The sequence below is a fragment of the Streptomyces sp. SID486 genome (assembly GCF_009865385.1).
Classification (GTDB): domain Bacteria; phylum Actinomycetota; class Actinomycetes; order Streptomycetales; family Streptomycetaceae; genus Streptomyces.
Genome location: NZ_WWJT01000764.1, coordinates 18,409 through 34,992, shown reverse-complemented (window position 1 = coordinate 34,992; position 16,584 = coordinate 18,409). Strand labels below are relative to the sequence as shown.

General features: G+C 71.9%; 15 protein-coding genes. 3 read left to right on the top strand and 12 right to left on the bottom strand.

The genetic code is table 11. From position 1 onward, the window contains the following. Positions 1-131: 131 nt before the first annotated feature. Positions 132-1,946: an ABC transporter permease/substrate binding protein gene (locus GT045_RS35565; RefSeq protein ID WP_161336737.1), complete on the bottom strand. Its 1,815-nt coding sequence runs from the start codon at positions 1,944-1,946 to the stop codon at positions 132-134. Continuing rightward, positions 1,939-3,018 carry a glycine betaine/L-proline ABC transporter ATP-binding protein gene (locus GT045_RS35560; RefSeq protein WP_161336736.1) on the bottom strand — a complete coding sequence of 360 codons (1,080 nt, stop codon included), beginning with the start codon at positions 3,016-3,018 and terminating at the stop codon, positions 1,939-1,941. Before GT045_RS35560 ends, GT045_RS35565 begins: the two co-directional genes overlap by 8 nt. 152 nt (positions 3,019-3,170) lie before the next feature. On the opposite strand from GT045_RS35560, the gene GT045_RS35555 reads away from it, so the two are divergent. The 3 genes from GT045_RS35555 to GT045_RS35545 all read left to right on the top strand — a co-directional run bounded on the left by GT045_RS35555 (position 3,171) and on the right by GT045_RS35545 (position 6,191). After that, positions 3,171-4,091: a 5'-3' exonuclease gene (locus tag GT045_RS35555; RefSeq protein WP_161336735.1), complete on the top strand. Its 921-nt coding sequence runs from the start codon at positions 3,171-3,173 to the stop codon at positions 4,089-4,091. A gap of 124 nt (positions 4,092-4,215) precedes the next feature. Further along, complete coding sequence (locus tag GT045_RS35550) at positions 4,216-5,067, top strand: siderophore-interacting protein (RefSeq protein WP_161336734.1); 852 nt, start codon at positions 4,216-4,218, stop codon at positions 5,065-5,067. Positions 5,068-5,264: 197 nt separating this feature from the next. Then, on the top strand, positions 5,265-6,191 hold the full coding sequence (locus GT045_RS35545) for a pseudouridine synthase (RefSeq protein ID WP_161336733.1): 927 nt from the start codon (positions 5,265-5,267) through the stop codon (positions 6,189-6,191). Between the two features lie 233 nt (positions 6,192-6,424). Here the strand turns inward: GT045_RS35545 and GT045_RS35540 are convergent, their stop codons facing one another. The 10 genes from GT045_RS35540 to GT045_RS35495 form a co-directional block, all read right to left on the bottom strand. Beyond that, entirely contained in the window at positions 6,425-7,915 is a 1,491-nt protein-coding gene (locus GT045_RS35540; protein WP_161336732.1) for a cytochrome P450, read from the bottom strand. Between the two features lie 52 nt (positions 7,916-7,967). Then, complete coding sequence (locus GT045_RS35535; protein ID WP_161288289.1) at positions 7,968-8,588, bottom strand: ATP/GTP-binding protein; 621 nt, start codon at positions 8,586-8,588, stop codon at positions 7,968-7,970. After that, positions 8,569-8,985, bottom strand: a complete 417-nt coding sequence (locus GT045_RS35530) for a DUF742 domain-containing protein (protein ID WP_161336731.1) — start codon at positions 8,983-8,985, stop codon at positions 8,569-8,571. Before GT045_RS35530 ends, GT045_RS35535 begins: the two co-directional genes overlap by 20 nt. Next, positions 8,982-9,386, bottom strand: coding sequence for a roadblock/LC7 domain-containing protein (locus GT045_RS35525; RefSeq protein ID WP_161288293.1), 405 nt, complete (start codon positions 9,384-9,386; stop codon positions 8,982-8,984). The genes GT045_RS35530 and GT045_RS35525 overlap by 4 nt, the downstream gene beginning before the upstream one ends. Beyond that, positions 9,383-11,053 (bottom strand): ATP-binding protein, encoded by a 1,671-nt coding sequence (locus GT045_RS35520; protein ID WP_237539137.1) that lies wholly within the window; start codon positions 11,051-11,053, stop codon positions 9,383-9,385. The genes GT045_RS35525 and GT045_RS35520 overlap by 4 nt, the downstream gene beginning before the upstream one ends. A 498-nt stretch (positions 11,054-11,551) precedes the next feature. Next, entirely contained in the window at positions 11,552-14,404 is a 2,853-nt protein-coding gene (locus GT045_RS35515; protein ID WP_161288295.1) for a DEAD/DEAH box helicase, read from the bottom strand. A gap of 97 nt (positions 14,405-14,501) precedes the next feature. Further along, positions 14,502-15,446, bottom strand: coding sequence for a twin-arginine translocase subunit TatC (gene tatC / locus GT045_RS35510; protein ID WP_202515234.1), 945 nt, complete (start codon positions 15,444-15,446; stop codon positions 14,502-14,504). 48 nt (positions 15,447-15,494) lie between these two features. After that, positions 15,495-15,779 (bottom strand): Sec-independent protein translocase subunit TatA, encoded by a 285-nt coding sequence (tatA, locus tag GT045_RS35505; RefSeq protein WP_161288297.1) that lies wholly within the window; start codon positions 15,777-15,779, stop codon positions 15,495-15,497. Positions 15,780-16,028: 249 nt separating this feature from the next. Continuing rightward, entirely contained in the window at positions 16,029-16,223 is a 195-nt protein-coding gene (locus GT045_RS35500; RefSeq protein ID WP_161288299.1) for a hypothetical protein, read from the bottom strand. 95 nt (positions 16,224-16,318) lie between these two features. Next, entirely contained in the window at positions 16,319-16,579 is a 261-nt protein-coding gene (locus tag GT045_RS35495) for a hypothetical protein (protein WP_161288305.1), read from the bottom strand. Positions 16,580-16,584: the final 5 nt, after the last annotated feature.

Sequence of the window (16,584 nt, the reverse complement as noted above, 5' to 3'; positions counted from 1 at the left end):
CCTCACCGCTCACCCAGGGTGATTGGCCTGATCTGTTCCGTAGGCGCGGACACCCCGAGGGGCGGGCGGCGCCGGACGCGTGGGGCGTCCGGCGGCGCCCGCCCCTCGGGAGGCGGTCCGGGCCGGTCAGGTCACCCGGCCGCCTGGCTCCGGGCGGCGTCCTCGGCGACGGGCGCCCACTTGTCGGCCAGACCCGGGTGCTGTCGCAGCCAGGTGCGGACGGCGCCCTGCTCGTCCCCCTTGCCGGACTTCTGGATCTGCGCCTCCAGGCTCGTCAGCTGCTCCTCGGTCATGGAGAAGTCCTTCAGCCACTGCCCGACCTGCGGGTTGTCGGCGGCGAAACCCTTGCGGGCGAGGGTGTGCACACCGTCGCCCTCGCCCCAGGCACCCTCGGGGTCCTTGAGCTTCTTCAGGCCGTAGTCGCTGTACGCCCAGTGCGGCGACCACAGGGTCACGACGACGGGCTGCTTGCGGCCGTAGGCGCGCTTCAGCTCGGCGAGCATGGCCGGCGTGGAGCCGTCGACCACGTCGTACGCGCCCTCCAGGCCGTACTCCTTGAGCACCTTGTCCTTCAGCAGGCCCATCATGCCGGCGCTGGGCTCGATGCCGATGATCTTCCCGCCGAACTCCGAGGCGTGGTCCCTGAGGTCGGCCAGGGAGTTCACGTCCTTGACATACGACGGCACGGTCAGCTCCAGCGAGGTGGGGCCGTACCACTTGCCGAGGTCCTCCAGCTGCTTGCCGTACTTCGCCCAGTACTCCGCATGGGTGGTGGGCAGCCAGGAGTCGGTCTCGAAGTCGAGCTGGCCGGTGGCCAGGCCGGTGTAGAGGGGGCCGGCCGCGTACTGGGTCGTGGTCACCTTGAAGCCGCGCTGCTCCAGCAGTTCCTTCCACAGGAACGTGGAGGCGACGCCCTCGTCCCAGGGGATGTAGCCGAGCTTGATCTCCTTGCCCTTGCCGACGTTCGCGCCGGACGCCTCGGAGGGGCCGGCGGAGGGGCCGAAGATCCCGATCCCGCCCGCGACGAGGGCGAGGACGACGACCCCGGCCAGGGCGACGACCGGGCGCGGGCGGTACGACCACGCGCGCGTGCGCTCCTTCGCCGCGGCCCTGCGCCCCTGCGGGGAGAGGTGGGTGCCGAGGGCGCCGGTGACGCGGTCCAGGTAGATGGCGAGGACGACGATGCCGACGCCCGCCTCGAAGCCGAAGCCGATGTCGACCTGGCCGATGGCCTGGTTCACCGCGCCGCCGAGGCCACCGGTGCCGACCATGCCGGCGATGACGACCATGGACAGGCCCAGCATGATCACCTGGTTGACGCCGGCCATGATGGTGGGCAGGGCGAGCGGCAGCTGGACGCGCCAGAGGATGTCGCGGGGGGTCGTGCCGAACGCCTCGGCGGCCTCGACCAGTTCCGCGTCGACCTGGCGGATGCCCAGTTCGGTCATGCGGACGCCCGGGGCCAGCGCGAAGATCAGGGTGGCGACGACACCGGGGGCGGTGCCGAGGCCGAAGAAGAGCATGGCGGGGATCAGCAGGACCATCGACGGCATGGTCTGGAGCAGGTCCAGCACCGGCCGTACGGCCGCGCTGACCGCCTGGGAGCGGGCCGCCCAGATGCCCAGCGGGATCCCGATCACCAGGGCGATCACGGTCGCCACCAGGACCAGGGCGAGCGTGGACATCGCCTGGTCCCACAGGTCGAGCGAGTCCACGAGGGCGAAGCCGGCGAAGGCGAGGACACCGGCGAGCAGGCCGCGCAGCCACCAGGCGACGACGGCGAGAATGCCCGCCATCAGGAGCGGCTGGGGGGCGGCCAGCACGGAGTCGATGCCGTCGTACATGCCCTCCATGACCGCCTTGACGGCGTCGAAGAGCCAGGACAGGTGGTTGACGAGCCAGTCGACACCGGAGTCGACCCAGTCGCCGAGATGGATCCTAGGCACGGCCGATCACCTTCTTGTCCCCGCTGCCGTCGCACGCCGCCGGTCCGCCCGGCTCGTCGCCGAGGAAGCCGACCAGGCGCTGCCGGGGCACCACACCGACGAGGGTCCGGCCCTCGTCGAGGACGGCCACCGGATGGGACAGCCGGGCGCTGATGGCGCACAGCTCGGTGAACGGCGTACCGGGCGCCGCGGTCTCGCAACCGCAGTCGGCCTCGTCGCCGCGCAGGTCGGTGTCCATCACGGCGGCGGCGGTCAGCACGCGGGAGCGGTCGACGTCCTGGACGAAGGAGGCGACGTAGTCGCCCTCCGGACGCAGCAGGATGTCCTGCGCCGTGCCGGTCTGGACGATGCGCCCGTCGCGCATGACGGCGATGCGGTCACCGAGCCGCATGGCCTCGTTCAGGTCGTGGGTGATGAAGACGATGGTCTTCTTCAGGGTCTTCTGGAGTTCCAGCAGCTGGTCCTGCATGTCGCGGCGGATCAGCGGGTCCAGGGCGCTGAAGGACTCGTCCATCAGCAGCAGGTCCGCGTCGGTGGCGAGCGCGCGGGCGAGGCCGACGCGCTGCTGCATGCCGCCGGACAGCTCGTCGGGCCAGGACTTCTCCCAGCCGGCCAGGCCGCACAGGGCGAGCGCCTCGTCGGCGCGGCGTTCGCGCTCGGCGCGGGGCACGCCCTGCACTTCCAGGCCGTAGGCGGCGTTGTCGCGGACACTGCGGTGCGGGAACAGCGCGAAGTGCTGGAAGACCATGCTGATCTTCTTCGAGCGCAGCTCGCGCAGCGCCTTGCCGGAGAGGGAGGTCAGGTCCTGGCCGTCGAAGCGCACGCGCCCCGCGGTCGGCTCCAGCAGCCCGTTGAGCATGCGCAGCAGGGTGGACTTGCCGGAGCCCGACAGCCCCATCACGACGAAGATCTCGCCCGCCTCGACGCGGAACGAGGCGTCGATCACGGCCGCGGTCGTGCCGTCGGCGCGCAGTTCGGCCCGGTCGGTGCCTTCGCGCAGCCGGGCCACTGCGTCGTCCGGTCTTCTTCCGAACACCTTGAACAGGTGCTCTGCCTCAAGCCTGGGTGACACGCGTACCTCTCCTCCGGTGACAGGACAGAGGCCGCGCCTCCCCAGGTCAAGCGGAGGCAAACCCGTAAGTGGCCGGGCTCACGGCAGTGCGCAGCACGCAACGCGTTCCGGGGCGGAGGGCCGCTGTCGGTGCCGTGCGGCATGATGCGTGCGTGACCGGACGACTGATGCTCCTCGACACCGCCTCGCTGTACTTCCGCGCCTACTTCGGCGTCCCGGACTCCGTGAAGGCGCCGGACGGCACGCCCGTCAACGCGGTCCGCGGCCTGCTGGACTTCATCGACCGGCTGGTCACGGACCACCGGCCGGACCGGCTGGTGGCCTGCATGGACGCCGACTGGCGCCCGCAGTGGCGGGTGGATCTCATCCCCACCTACAAGGCCCACCGGGTCGCCGAGGAGCGCCAGGGCGGTCCGGACGAGGAGGAGGTGCCGGACACCCTCGCCCCGCAGGTGCCGGTCATCGAGGAGGTGCTGGACGCGATCGGGATCGCCCGCGTCGGCGTCGCGGGGTACGAGGCGGACGACGTGATCGGCACGTTCACCGGGCGGGCGGCGGGGCCGGTCGACATCGTCACCGGCGACCGCGACCTGTACCAGCTGGTGGACGACGAGCGGGGGATCCGGGTGCTCTACCCGCTCAAGGGCGTGGGCACGCTGCAGCTGACCGACGAGGCGGTGCTGCGCGAGAAGTATGGCGTCGACGGGCGGGGGTACGCGGATCTGGCGCTGCTGCGCGGCGACCCGAGCGACGGCCTGCCGGGCGTGGCCGGCATCGGCGAGAAGACGGCCGCGAAGCTGCTCGCCGAGTTCGGTGACCTGGCCGGGATCATGGCGGCGGTCGACGATCCGCGGGCCCGGCTCACGCCGTCGCAGCGCAAGCGGCTCACCGAGGCCCGGCCGTACGTCGCGGTCGCGCCGAAGGTGGTGCGGGTGGCCGGAGACGTGCCCCTGCCGGACGTCGACACCACCCTGCCGCACGCCCCGCGCGACCCGGCGGCCCTGCGGGAGCTGGCGCGCCGCTGGGGGCTCGGCGGCTCCCTGGAGCGGCTGCTGACCACGCTGACGGGCTGACCCGGGCGGCGACCGGTACGGAATGTTCCGGCAAAACGCTCCCGGGAAGACTCCTGGGAGGAGGTCTCACATCGGATCGGGGTGCTAACTTAGGTAAACCTAACCAACTCCGCAGGAGGCCGTGATGGCAGAGCGTCCGGGACGAAAGCCGCGCAAGCCCCATACCGCCCAGGTGGTGCGCACCGAACGGCTGACCCCGCACATGCAGCGCGTGGTGCTCGGTGGTGAGGGTCTCGCCGGATTCGCCGCGGACACCTGTACCGACCACTATGTGAAGCTGCTGTTCGGCGCCGCCGGTGTCACCTACCCGGAGCCCTTCGACCTGGAGCGGATCCGCGCCGAGTTCCCGCGCGAGCAGTGGCCGGTGACCCGCACGTACACCGTGCGCGACTGGGATCCCGAACTGCGCGAACTGACCCTCGACTTCGTGGTCCACGGCGACGAGGGCCTGGCCGGCCCCTGGGCCCTGCGGGCGCAGCCCGGCGATACCGTCCGCTTCATGGGCCCCGGCGGTGCGTACGCGCCCGACGCGGCGGCCGACTGGCACCTGCTCGCCGGTGACGAGAGCGCGCTGCCCGCCATCGCCCGCGCCCTGGAGACGCTGCCCGCCGGAGCGCGCGCCCACGCCTTCGTCGAGGTGTCCGGCCCCGAGGAGGAGCAGAAGATCGACACCGAGGTACGGGTCGTCTGGCTGCACCGCGGGGACCGTCCGGTCGGCGAGGCGCTGGTGGAGGCGGTGCGCGAGCTGGAGTTCCCCAAGGGCCGGATGCACGCCTTCGTGCACGGCGAGGCGGGCTTCGTGAAGGAGCTGCGCAGGCTGCTGCGGGTGGAGCTGCAGGTCCCGCGCGAGGACCTGTCGATCTCCGGCTACTGGCGCCTCGGCCACAACGAGGACGGATGGCAGGCGTCCAAGCGGGAGTGGAACGCCCGGATCGAGGCCGAGCAGGAGAACGACCCGGCGGCAGCCGCCGCCTGAGCCGGCCCGCCCCCTCCTCGCCTGCGCCTCGGTCGAGGGCGTGGGCTCCCCCACGACCGCCCGGCCGGGATGCGGCGTGACCCGCCTCCCACCGGGGCTGGCCGGGCCGCCCGCCCCTTCCCGGCACGCCAGACCGGGCCGCCCGCCCCTTCCCGGCACGGCACCGCCGGCACCGTGCCGCCGTACCCTTGACCCCGATGAGACGCCGTACGCCGCCCCCGCCCGCCCCGCTCCCGCAACGCCACGGGGTGGACCCCGTACGGGTGAGGCTGCCCGCGGACGGGGCGTGGGCCACCGTGCGCGAGCACCTGGTGGCACGGCTCACCGGGGCCGGTCCCGGCATGGTCGAGTCGATGTTCGCCGACGGACTGGTGGTCGGGGCCGACGGGCGGCCCGTGGCGCCGGACGCCCCCTACCGGGCGGGCATGTCCGTCTGGTTCCACCGCGACCTGCCCGCCGAGGTGCCCGTGCCGTACCCGGTGGAGGTCGTGTACCGGGACGAGCACATCGTGGTGGCCGACAAGCCGCACTTCCTGGCCACGACGCCGCGGGGCTCGCACATCGCCGAGACCGCGCTGGCCCGGCTACGGCGCGAGCTGGGCGTGCCCACGCTGACGGCGGCCCACCGTCTGGACCGGCTCACCGCCGGGCTGGTGCTGTTCACGGTCCGGCCCGAGGAGCGCGGCGCCTACCAGACGCTGTTCCGTGACCGGCAGGTGCGCAAGGAGTACGAGGCGGTCGCGCCCTACGACCCCGCGCTCGTCCTGCCGCGGACCGTGCGCAGCAGGATCGTGAAGGAGCGCGGGGTGCAGGCCGCACGCGAGGTCGCGGGCGAGCCGAACGCCGAGACCCGTGTCGAACTGGCCGAGCACCGGGCCGGGCTGGGCCGGTACCGGCTCCTGCCGGTGACCGGCCAGACCCACCAGCTCCGGGTGCACCTGGCCTCGCTGGGGGTGCCGATCCTCGGCGATCCCCTGTACCCCGAGGTGACCGCCCCGGTGCCGGCCGGCGACTTCCGGCGCCCGCTGCAACTGCTCGCCCGGCGGCTGGGGTTCACCGACCCGGTCACCGGCACGGATCACACGTTCACCAGCGGGCGCCGGCTCACCGCCTGGCCGTCCTGAGCCGCCTGGCCGTCCTGACCTTCCCGGCCCTGACCTTCCCGGCCCTGACCTCCCCGGCCCTGACCTCCCCGGCCCTGACCTTCCTGGCCGTCCTGACCTTCCCGGCCGTCCTGAGCCGCCGGACCAGCCCCGGCCGGCTCTACCGGGCCCGGCCGGTCACCGGGCCCGGCCGGTCACCGGGCTCGGCCGGCTCTACCGGGCCCGGCGCCGGCGCCCCGGTGACGGGCCCCGCGTCACTCGCCGCGCCACCAGCGCAGCAGCTGTCGCCACAGGCCGCGGGGCCGGGCCGGGGACGCGGGCGGCGGGGCGGTGTCCGGGGCGAAGGCCGGCGGCACGGCCGACGGCCGGGGCTCCTCGGCCGGGGCCGGGTCGCTGCTCAGCGTGCCGACCTGCCAGGTGGAGCGCTGCGGCGGGACGGGCATGGCGCGCGGCGGCAGTTCGACGTCCTGCTGCGGCTTGGGTTCGAAGCGCACCGGCAGGGCCACCAGGTGCCGGGAGGCGATGGAGGACCGCCAGCGCAGGTCCTCCTCGGCGCAGTCCAGCTGGATGTCGGACAGCCGGGTCAGCAGCGCGTCGACGCCGACGTCGGCGATGGCGCGCCCGATGTCCTGGCCGGGGCACTCGTGCGGCCCGCCGCCGAAGGCGAGGTGGGAGCGGTTGCCCTGCATGCTCGCGGCCAGGTCGGGCCGCACCCGCGGGTCCAGGTTGCCCGGGGCGGGCGCGAAGAGCAGTCCGTCGCCCTTGCGGATGCGGCGGCCGCCCAGCTCCGTGTCCTGCTTGGCGAAGTACCCGAAGACTGTGCTGAACGGCGGCTCGTCCCACAGGGACTGCTCGATCGCCTCCGGCACGGTCATCTGGCCGCCGTTGAGCTGGGCCCGGAAGCCCGGCTCGGTGAGGACCATGCGCAGCGCGTTGGCCAGGAGGTTCGCGGTGGCCTCGTAGGCCGCGAAGAGGACGAGCCGCAGGTGTTCGCGGACCTCGTCGTCGCTCAGGCCCGCCGGGTGGCTGACGAGGTGACTGGTGAAGTCGTCCTCGGGCCGGGCGCGGCGGCGGGTGGTGAGCCGGCTCAGCGCGTCCATGACGTAGGTGTGGCTCTGGATGGCCGTCTCGGTGCCCTTCAGGGCGTCCCGCGCGGCCTGCACCATCCGGTCGTTGTACTCCTCGGGCATGCCGAGGATCTCGCACATCACGGCCATCGGCAGGTGCTCGGCGAACTGGGAGACCAGCTCGGCCCGGCCCCGCTCGCAGAAGCTGTTCACCAGCCCCTGGGTGTAGCGGCCGATGTGGCGGCGGACACTGCGGTGGTCGATGGTGGCCATGGCCGCGGTGACCGCCGCGCGCAGCCGCTGGTGTTCGTCGCCCTCGGCGTGGGAGCAGATGGGCTGCCAGGCGATGTGCGGCATGAGGGGGTGGTCGGGCTTGACCATGCCCTCCCTCAGCGGGGTCCAGATCCGGCTGTCCCGGGTGTACTGCGAGGGGCTGCGCACCAGCTGGAGGTTCTCGGCGTGCCCGAGCACCACCCACATCGGTACGTCGTCGTGCAGCAGGACGGGGGCCACGGTGCCGTGCTGCTCGCGCAGCCGGTCGTAGAGGCCGCCGAGGTCCTCGGCCTCGGGGCCGTAGAGCCGGTGCACCGCCCCGGGGCCGAGGCCGTGCGCGGGGCAGCCCGGCGGCGGGCCGGACGTGGGGGCTGTGCCGGTCGGTGAGGGGGATTCAGACGTCACGGTGTCGCTCCGGAACGGATGGGGTGGGGGTCGGTCGACGGCAGGTCGCAGGTCAGGTGAGAGCACCGGACATGGCGAGCGAGTGCAGGAAGCGCATGAGGGTCATCAGCACGTCCTTGCTGGAGGCCCGGCGGCGCACGTCGCAGTCGATGATCGGGATCTCCGGGGCCAGGTCGAGCGCGGTGCGCAGTTCCTCGGTCGGGTAACGGGGCGCGTCCGGAAAGGTGTTGACGGCCACGACGAAGGGCACGCCGCGCTCCTCCAGCCGGCCCATGACGTCGAAGCTGACTTCGAGGCGCCGGGTGTCGACCAGGACGACCGCGCCGAGCGCGCCTTCGAACAGGCCGTTCCACAGGAACCAGAAGCGCTCCTGGCCGGGGGTGCCGAAGAGGTAGAGCACCAGTTTGTCGGTGATGCTGATGCGGCCGAAGTCCATGGCCACGGTGGTGGCGGTCTTGGAGTCGGAGCCGTAGTTGTCGTCCACGCCGATGCCGGCCTGGGTCATGGTCTCCTCGGTGGTCAGCGGCCTGATCTCGCTGACGGAGCCGACCATGGTGGTCTTGCCGACACCGAAGCCGCCCACGATCACGATCTTCACCGCCGCCTGGGCCGTGTGCGGCAGATGGTCCTCGGTGCGCGGGCCGGGGATCGTGTCAGAGCCGTTGAAGTCCATGCATCACCGCTTCGAGGAGTGATCGGTCGGGAACCGCCTGGCGGACGATCGGGGCGCGTGCCTGCACCAGATGAGCCGTGATCAGCTTGGTGATCACCACGGTCATCGCGCTGAACGGCAGCTGCAGATACGCGGACAGCTCGGCCAGGGACAGCGGGGCGTCGCAGAGCCGGAGCACGGCCCCTTCCTCCGGCGAGGCCGACGGCGGCGGCGCGGAGCGCGCCACGATCAACGTCACCAGGTCGAGTTCCGCGCGGGCGCCGTCGGCGGATCCCGCGATCGTGTAGAGCCGTTCGGGGTTCCCGGGTTTCTCCGGGCCCCGTGCCGGTTCCGGGGGCAGCGGGGGCGCGGGTGCCACCGGCTGCGGCCGGCGCCGTTTGCGTCGTGGAGGTGTCATACGGTCTGCCCGTCCCGCCGCGGCGGACTGGTGAGGTGGGCGCCGATCCGGACGACGAGGTCCCGCATCATGCCGCTCATCCGGCCCGGCTCGCAGGTCACGTCGGCGAGTACGGCGAGGTAGGCGTTGGCGCCTGCGTTCATCAGGTAGAAGTAACCGCCCTCGATCTCGATGACGACGACCTTCATCTCACCGGCGCCGGGGATCTCCTGGATGATGGCGCCGGCCAGGCTCTGCACGCCCGCGCAGGCGGCGGCCACCCGGTCGGCGGCGTCGGGGTCGCCGCCGTAGCGGGCGATGCGCAGTCCGTCGGAGGAGAGGACCACGATCATCTCGATGCCGGGTACACCGTCGTTCAGCTGCTTGAGCATCCAGTCCAGGTTCGCTCGCTGCTGGATCACTTGAGGTCCCTCTCGTCGTCGGCCTCGGTGACGCCGTCGGCGTGGTCGGCCGAATCGTCGATCAGATGCAGGTACTTGGTGGGGTGGAGCGTGAAGTCGGTCAGCTCGGAGGAGGTGGCGTCCTCGGGCATGCCCTTGCGCAGGCCGTCCCAGAACGCCTCCATCCACATCCCCGGGGGCCGGTCCAGGAGCTTCTTGCGCTCGGGGTCGATCTCGGGCTCGGGTTCCGGTTCGGCCCTGGACTGGGACCAGATGGTGGGCCTGCCCTCGCGCTCCGCGCGCTCGATGGCGGCCTGTTCCGCGATCCGCTGGCTGAGCGGGGTCTTCACCCGGCTGCGGCGCTGCGGCAGCCCGCCCGCGGTCCACTCGGTGACTTCCGGGACGTCGTCCTCCAGGGAGATCCCGGCGGGGATCTTGGGGCTGGTGGGGCGCCGCTTCTTCGGGGGGCGCTTGGGGCCTTCGACGGCGCCGAGTTCGGGCTTCGGGATGCCGGTGGCGCCGATGCCGTGCGCGGCGCCGACGCCGGGCTCGGTGGTCGTCATGACGCGCGGCACGATGAGGATCGCGCGGACGCCGCCGTAGGCGGAGGCGCGCAGCGAGACCTCCATGTCGAACTGCTTGCAGAGCCGGCCGACGACGGCGAGGCCGAGACGCGGGTTCTCACCGAGGTTCTGCGCGTCGTCCCCGTTCTTGGCGTCCTCGATCATCTGCTCGATGCGGGCGCGGGACTCCTCGCTGAGGCTGACCCCGGCGTCCTCGATCTCGATGGCGATGCCGGCCTGCACCTCCGCCGCGGTGACGTGCACCTGGGTCGAGGGCGGCGAGTAGCGGGTGGCGTTGTCGAGGAGCTCGGCGGCGGCGTGGATGACCGGCTCGACCGCGGTGCCCTTGATGTTGATGTTGACGATGGAGCTGAGGTCGATGCGGCGGTACTCCAGGATGCGGGACATCGCGCCGCGCAGCACGCTGTAGAGGGAGACGGGCAGGGGCCACTGACGGCCGGGACGGCCGCCGCCGAGGACGGAGATGGTGTCGGCGAGCCGGCCGATCAGCGAGGTGCCGTGGTCGATGCGCAGCAGGTCGTCGAAGACCTCCGGGTTGCGCCCGTGGTCCTCCTCCATCTCGCGCAGTTCCTTGGCCTGTTGGTGGACGATGGCCTGGACGCGGCGGGCGATGCTCACGAAGGAGCGCTCGGAGGCGTCGCGCATGGAGATCTCGTGGTCGGCGCCGCGCAGGGCGATGCGCACCAGTTCGCGGTACCCCTCGGGCAGGCCGCGCAGTTCGGGATCCTCGTCGAAGATGTAGCGCACGGTGTCCCGGAGCGGCTCGCCGCGGCGCAGCCGGAGGAAGCCCAGGGGCAGGACGTCGGCGGCGAAGCGCTCCATCAGCTCGTTGTGCGCGGCGATCCGCTGTTCCAGATGCGCGGCGTGACGGGCGTGGTCGGCCTGCGCCTCGCGGAGCCGACGGCCGCGGCGTGCGGCCTCCCCGGCCGTGCCGAGGACCAGCAGCACGGCCAGCGCTCCGCACACGCCGACGGCGAGCCGGGCCGAGGTCGGTACGAGGACGACGGCGGCCCCGGCCGCGCCGGCCATCACTATGGCCGGCGGCAACAGCACGCGCGCATAGGGACGTTCACGGCCGCCGGGAGGCTTCTGAACACTCACCATGGATGCCTTCTGGGATGGATCGGCTGGGTGTCGGGAGAGCTTGCGGGGGGAAGGTTCATGAACTGTCGGGATCTACTTCACGTTTGGGAACAGGCGCACGAATTACCTCAACCCGGTGCGCCGCGGGCGAGCTTAGTCCGACCGGATCATCGCCGTGACATATTCGGCAAGCACCTGAAATCGCCCTCGCGACAGGAGTACGCTCAACTCCTTTTGCACGCAGCGCTCTTGTTCGCACACGTTCGGTAGCGGCACACGGGCGTGCGAGAGTCACTCACCGTGCAGGGTGAAAAGGAACCGGCGGCCGCACCTCGGTGGCCGCGACAGCCGTTCCCCGGGCGGCAGTTCGCCCCGGACCGTCTGCCGAAGACGGTCCGGGGTGGTGCGACACGGCCGACGAGGCCCGCCCGTCCGGCGCCGGGCACGACGCAAGGGGCCGGCGGCTCGGTCCGCGTCCGCGAACCCGAGCCGCCGGCCCTCTTCGGCGTCTGCCCCGCCTCAGCCCACCGACGAGTAGGCGACCACGCCCCGCAGCAACTGGTCGACCGCCTTGCGCGCGGCCCTGGCGACCGTCGAACCCTCCGTGGGGGCGGCCGCGGAGATCTGTCCGAGCACGTCGATGACCTGCTTGCACCAGCGCACGAAGTCACCGGCCGGCATCTCCGCCTCGCGCAGCACCTCGTCCAGCCCCTTGCCGGTGGCCCACATGTAGGCGGCCCAGGCGAAGCCGAGGTCGGGCTCGCGCTGACCGACACCCTCGGTCTGGTTGATCCGGAAGTCCTCCTCCAGCCCGTCCAGCCGGCCCCAGATCCGGACCATCTCGCCGAGCGCGGCCTTGGCCTTGCCCGACGGCAGCTTCGGCGCCATCGCGTCGTCGCCGACGCGTGCCTCGTACACCAGCGCCGAGACGCAGGCGGCGAGTTCGGCGGGGTCGAGGCCCTCCCACACCCGCTCGCGCAGGCACTCGCTGGCCAGCAGGTCCAGTTCGCCGTACAGCCGCGCGAGCCGCTTGCCGTGCTCGGTGACCTCGTCACCGCGCAGGTAGTCCAGCTCGGTCAGCAGGGCCACGATCCGGTCGAAGGTCCGCGCGATGGTGTTCGTGCGGCCTTCGATGCGCCGCTCCAGCTGCGAGGTGTCGCGCAGCAGCCGGTGGTAGCGCTCGGCCCACCGGGCGTGGTCCTCGCGGTCGGTGCAGCCGTGACAGGGGTGGGCCCGGATGGCGGTCCGCAGCCGGGCGATCTCCCGGTCGTCGGCGGCCTGCGAGCGCTTCTTGCGGGCCCGCTCCGGCGGGATGTGCCCGGCCTTGCTGCGCAGCGCCGAGGCGAGGTCCCGGCGGGACTGCGGCGAACGCGGGTTGAAGGACTTCGGGATCCGCATCCGGTCCAGCGCCTCCACCGGCACCGGGAAGTCGATGGACGCCAGCCGCTTGACCTGCCGTTCGGCGGTCAGCACCAGCGGGCGCGGCCCGTCGTGGTGGTCGAAGCCGCGGTGTCCGTTGGAGCGGCCGGCGGGCAGGCCCGGGTCCAGCACCAGGGCCAGTCCGGCGTACTTGCCCGTCGGCACGTGGATGACGTCACCCGGCTTGAGCTTCTCCAGGGCCACGGCCGCCTCGGCCCGCCGCTCACCGGCGCCCCGCCGGGCCAGCTCGGTCTCCCGGTCCTTCAGTTCGCGGCGCAGCCGCGCGTAGTCCTCGAAGTCACCGAGATGGCAGGTCATGGAGGCCCGGTAACCCTCCAGGCCCTCTTCGTTGCGCTGCACCTGGCGGGAGATCCCGACCACCGACTTGTCCGCCTGGAACTGGGCGAAGGACGTCTCCAGCAGCTCACGCGAACGGTGCCGCCCGAACTGCTCGACCAGGTTGACCGCCATGTTGTACGACGGCTTGAAGCTGGAGCGCAGCGGATAGGTGCGCGTGCCCGCGAGGCCGGCGAGGTGCTCGGGGCTCATGCCGCGCTGCCACAGCACCACGGCATGGCCCTCGACGTCGATGCCCCGGCGGCCCGCACGACCGGTCAGCTGGGTGTACTCGCCTGGCGTGATGTCGGCGTGCTGCTCCCCGTTCCACTTGACGAGCTTCTCCAGCACCACCGAGCGGGCGGGCATGTTGATGCCGAGCGCGAGGGTCTCGGTGGCGAACACCGCCTTCACCAGGCCGCGTACGAACAGCTCCTCGACGACCTCCTTGAAGGTCGGCAGCATGCCCGCGTGGTGGGCGGCGATGCCGCGCTCCAGACCCTCCAGCCACTCGTAGTAGCCGAGGACGTGCAGGTCCTCGTGCGGGATGGAGGCGGTGCGCTCCTCGACCAGGGCACGGACCTGCTCGCGCGCCTCCTCGTCGTTGAGCCTGAGGCCCGCGTACAGGCACTGCTGGACGGCGGCCTCGCAGGCGGCGCGGCTGAAGATGAAGGTGATCGCGGGCAGCAGCCCCTCGGAGTCCAGGCGCTCGATGACCTCGGGGCGGCCCGGCGTCCACACCCGGGAGCGCTGCCTGCGCTCGCGTTCCCGGTCGGCTTCGCGCATCGACCGGCCGCGCCTGCGGTCCTGGTACGACGGCCGGGTGGCCTCCATGCGGGCGAGGCGTGCCAGGTCGGGGTTGACGGCCTTCTTGTGGCCCTCGCCCTCCTCGAACAGGTCGTACATCCGGCGCCCGGCGAGCACGTGCTGGAACAGCGGCACGGGCCGGTGCTCGGAGACGATCACCTCGGTGTCGCCCCGGACAGTGTCCAGCCAGTCGCCGAACTCCTCCGCGTTGGACACGGTGGCGGAGAGCGACACCAGGGTCACCGACTCGGGCAGGTGGATGATCACCTCTTCCCACACGGCGCCGCGGAAGCGGTCGGAGAGGTAGTGCACCTCGTCCATCACCACGTAGCCGAGGCCCAGGAGGGTCTGCGAGCCCGCGTACAGCATGTTCCGCAGGACCTCGGTGGTCATCACGACCACCGGGGCGTCGGAGTTCACGCTGTTGTCGCCGGTCAGCAGGCCGACCTTGGCACTGCCGTAGCGACGGCACAGGTCGGAGTACTTCTGGTTCGACAGCGCCTTGATGGGGGTCGTGTAGAAGCACTTCTTGCCCTGCTTGAGGGCGAGGTGGACGGCGAACTCGCCCACGATCGTCTTGCCCGAGCCGGTGGGGGCGGCCACCAGCACGCCCTTTCCCTCTTCGAGCGCCTGGCAGGCCTCGATCTGGAAGGGGTCGAGGCCGAAGTCGTACATCTCGCGGAAGGAGGCGAGCGCGGTGGCCTGCTCGGCTGCCCGCCTGCGGGCTGCCGCGTACCGCTCGGCCGGTGAGAGATCCTCTGTCATCGTACTTTCGAGCGTACCGGGCCCCGCTGACAACAGGACGATCATTATCGGGATCCCCGGCCGGCCGGCCCGGTCAGGCCCGTACGGCGGATGCCCCCGTCCTCGGGAGGGCGGGGGCATCGCACGGCGGCTCGGTGAGGGCTCAGGTGACGTCGTCGTAGCCGTTGACCCGGTCGGTGCTCGCCTGCTCGGGCAGCGCGCGGCTGGCCGAGACGGGCTCGATCTCGCCGATGTCCTCGGGGGTGAGATCCAGCTCGGACGCCTCGTCGTCGCCGGGACCCTCGGTCTCGCGGCGGGCCCGGCGCCGGTCGTTCAGCATCGAGATGCCCACGGCCAGGAAGTACAGCGCCCAGATCGGCGCCGCCAGCGCCAGCATCGTCATCGGGTCGGGGCTGGGCGTGGCCACGGCCGCGAACACGGTGATGCCGACCACCATGGCGCGCCACCAGCCCAGCATGCGCCGACCGGACAGCACCCCGGTGAGGTTCAGCATGACCAGCAGCAGCGGCATCTCGAAGGCGAGGCCGAAGACGACGATCATGCGGGTGATGAGGTCCAGCAGGTCGTCCAGCGGCAACAGGTTCTCGGCGCCCTCGGGCGTGAGGTCGATCATGAACTTGGCCGTGGTGGGCAGCACGTGGAACGCGAGGTAGCCGCCGACGAGGAACAGCGGGAAGCCGAAGCCGACGAACGCGTAGGCGTACTTCTTCTCGTTGCGGTGCAGGCCCGGCGCGACGAACGCCCACAGCTGGTAGAGCCAGACCGGCGACGCGAGCACGACACCGGCCATCAGGGCGACCTTCAGGGCCAGGGTGAAGGGCGCGAGCAGACCACTGACGGTGATGTGCGCGCAGCGGACGTTCTTGACGTCTGCCAGCTCACCGAAGGACTGGTGGCAGCCGATCTCGTCCAGCATCGGCCGGGTGATGACGTCGATGATGTCCCGGTAGAAGAAGGCCGCGACGATCGTGACGACAAGGATCGCGAGGACACCCTTCGCGAGCCGGTTACGCAACTCACGCAGGTGATCCGCGAGCGGCATCCGCCCCTCGGGATCCCTCTCCTTTTTGCGGGCAGACTTGAGCAACCCACATCCTCATCTCGTACAGAGGACCGGATGCCCCCGGTCCTCGCGTCAGCGCTGGGTCGTGTCCGTCGGCTCGTTGACCGGCCGGGAGCTGGTCACGTCGCCGGGCGCGGCCTGGATCGTACGCTGAGCGGGAGCGGGCTCCTCGGCGGACGGGGCGGTGTCGGCGGGCTGCTTGCCGTCGTCCTTCATCGCCTTCGCCTCGCTCTTCAGGATGCGGGCGGACTTGCCGAGCGAGCGCGCCATGTCCGGCAGCTTCTTGGAGCCGAACACGAGGAGGATCACCACAACGAGGATCAGCAGGTGCCACGGCTCAAGTCCGTTGCGGAACATAAATCTTCACCTTCTCATCGAGGCGGGCATGTCCGACAGGTCGGACACTCGTCCGAACGTCATGCTGGCTGCGATCGTAACGCCTGGGGGTGAACGCGGAACAATCCCCGGGCCTACTCCTGCTCCGCGGACCGCGCCTCGTTCCCGGGCCGCGACCAGCAGCGTACCTGGCCGGGTGGGCAAGGTGACAGGGCGAAGTGACCGACGGCGCACGGAGACCCGGCCCGCGCGGGCCCCGCCGGGCCCCGTTCACAGCGTGTCCGCGGCCCGGGCCGCGCTCACCGACGCCCGCTCCAGATCCTCGGCGGCCCGGCTGATACGACGCGTGGAGTCGGCGACCTGCTCCCCCAGACCGCGCGCCGCCAGGAAGACCCGGACGGCGAGCACCCCCAGGACGGCGAGACCCAGGAAACCCACGGCTACCGCGAACATCGGCCAGAACATGACGCCGAGACTAGCCCCTCCCCCGCCCCGCGGCCGCAGCCGGCCGCGCCCCCGTCCGTCACCGGGGCGGGCGGCACGCGCCGGCGGCGGACCGGCTACACCGTGGAGTGCAGGCGCAGGGTCCTGACCCCGCCGCCGGTGAGCAGCTCCACGATCCGCTCCCCGGCCGGCTTGCGGACCGCGGCGCCGCAGTCGGGGCAGTCGAAGGAGTAGAACGTCGTCCGGCTGCTCGCGCCGATGGCGAGGCGCAAGGCGCTCGCGGCGAGCTCGAAGCGGCCCCGGCAGTCCGGGCAGCCGGCCCGGAACATCACCGGGACCACTCTGCGCATCCCGGCGAAGGCCGCCGCCACCGTCATCTCAC

What these genes read in the sequence shown, in the direction of transcription:
- GT045_RS35550 (WP_161336734.1), top strand. Translation starts at nt 4,216, where the DNA reads ATGGCAGAGCGTCCGGGACGAAAGCCGCGCAAGCCCCATACCGCCCAG.
- GT045_RS35515 (WP_161288295.1), bottom strand. Translation starts at nt 14,404, where the DNA reads ATGATCGTCCTGTTGTCAGCGGGGCCCGGTACGCTCGAAAGTACGATG.
- GT045_RS35535 (WP_161288289.1), bottom strand. Translation starts at nt 8,588, where the DNA reads ATGGACTTCAACGGCTCTGACACGATCCCCGGCCCGCGCACCGAGGAC.
- GT045_RS35530 (WP_161336731.1), bottom strand. Translation starts at nt 8,985, where the DNA reads ATGACACCTCCACGACGCAAACGGCGCCGGCCGCAGCCGGTGGCACCC.
- tatA (WP_161288297.1), bottom strand. Translation starts at nt 15,779, where the DNA reads ATGTTCCGCAACGGACTTGAGCCGTGGCACCTGCTGATCCTCGTTGTG.
- GT045_RS35495 (WP_161288305.1), bottom strand. Translation starts at nt 16,579, where the DNA reads ATGACGGTGGCGGCGGCCTTCGCCGGGATGCGCAGAGTGGTCCCGGTG.
- GT045_RS35545 (WP_161336733.1), top strand. Translation starts at nt 5,265, where the DNA reads ATGAGACGCCGTACGCCGCCCCCGCCCGCCCCGCTCCCGCAACGCCAC.
- GT045_RS35500 (WP_161288299.1), bottom strand. Translation starts at nt 16,223, where the DNA reads ATGTTCTGGCCGATGTTCGCGGTAGCCGTGGGTTTCCTGGGTCTCGCC.
- GT045_RS35520 (WP_237539137.1), bottom strand. Translation starts at nt 11,053, where the DNA reads ATGGTGAGTGTTCAGAAGCCTCCCGGCGGCCGTGAACGTCCCTATGCG.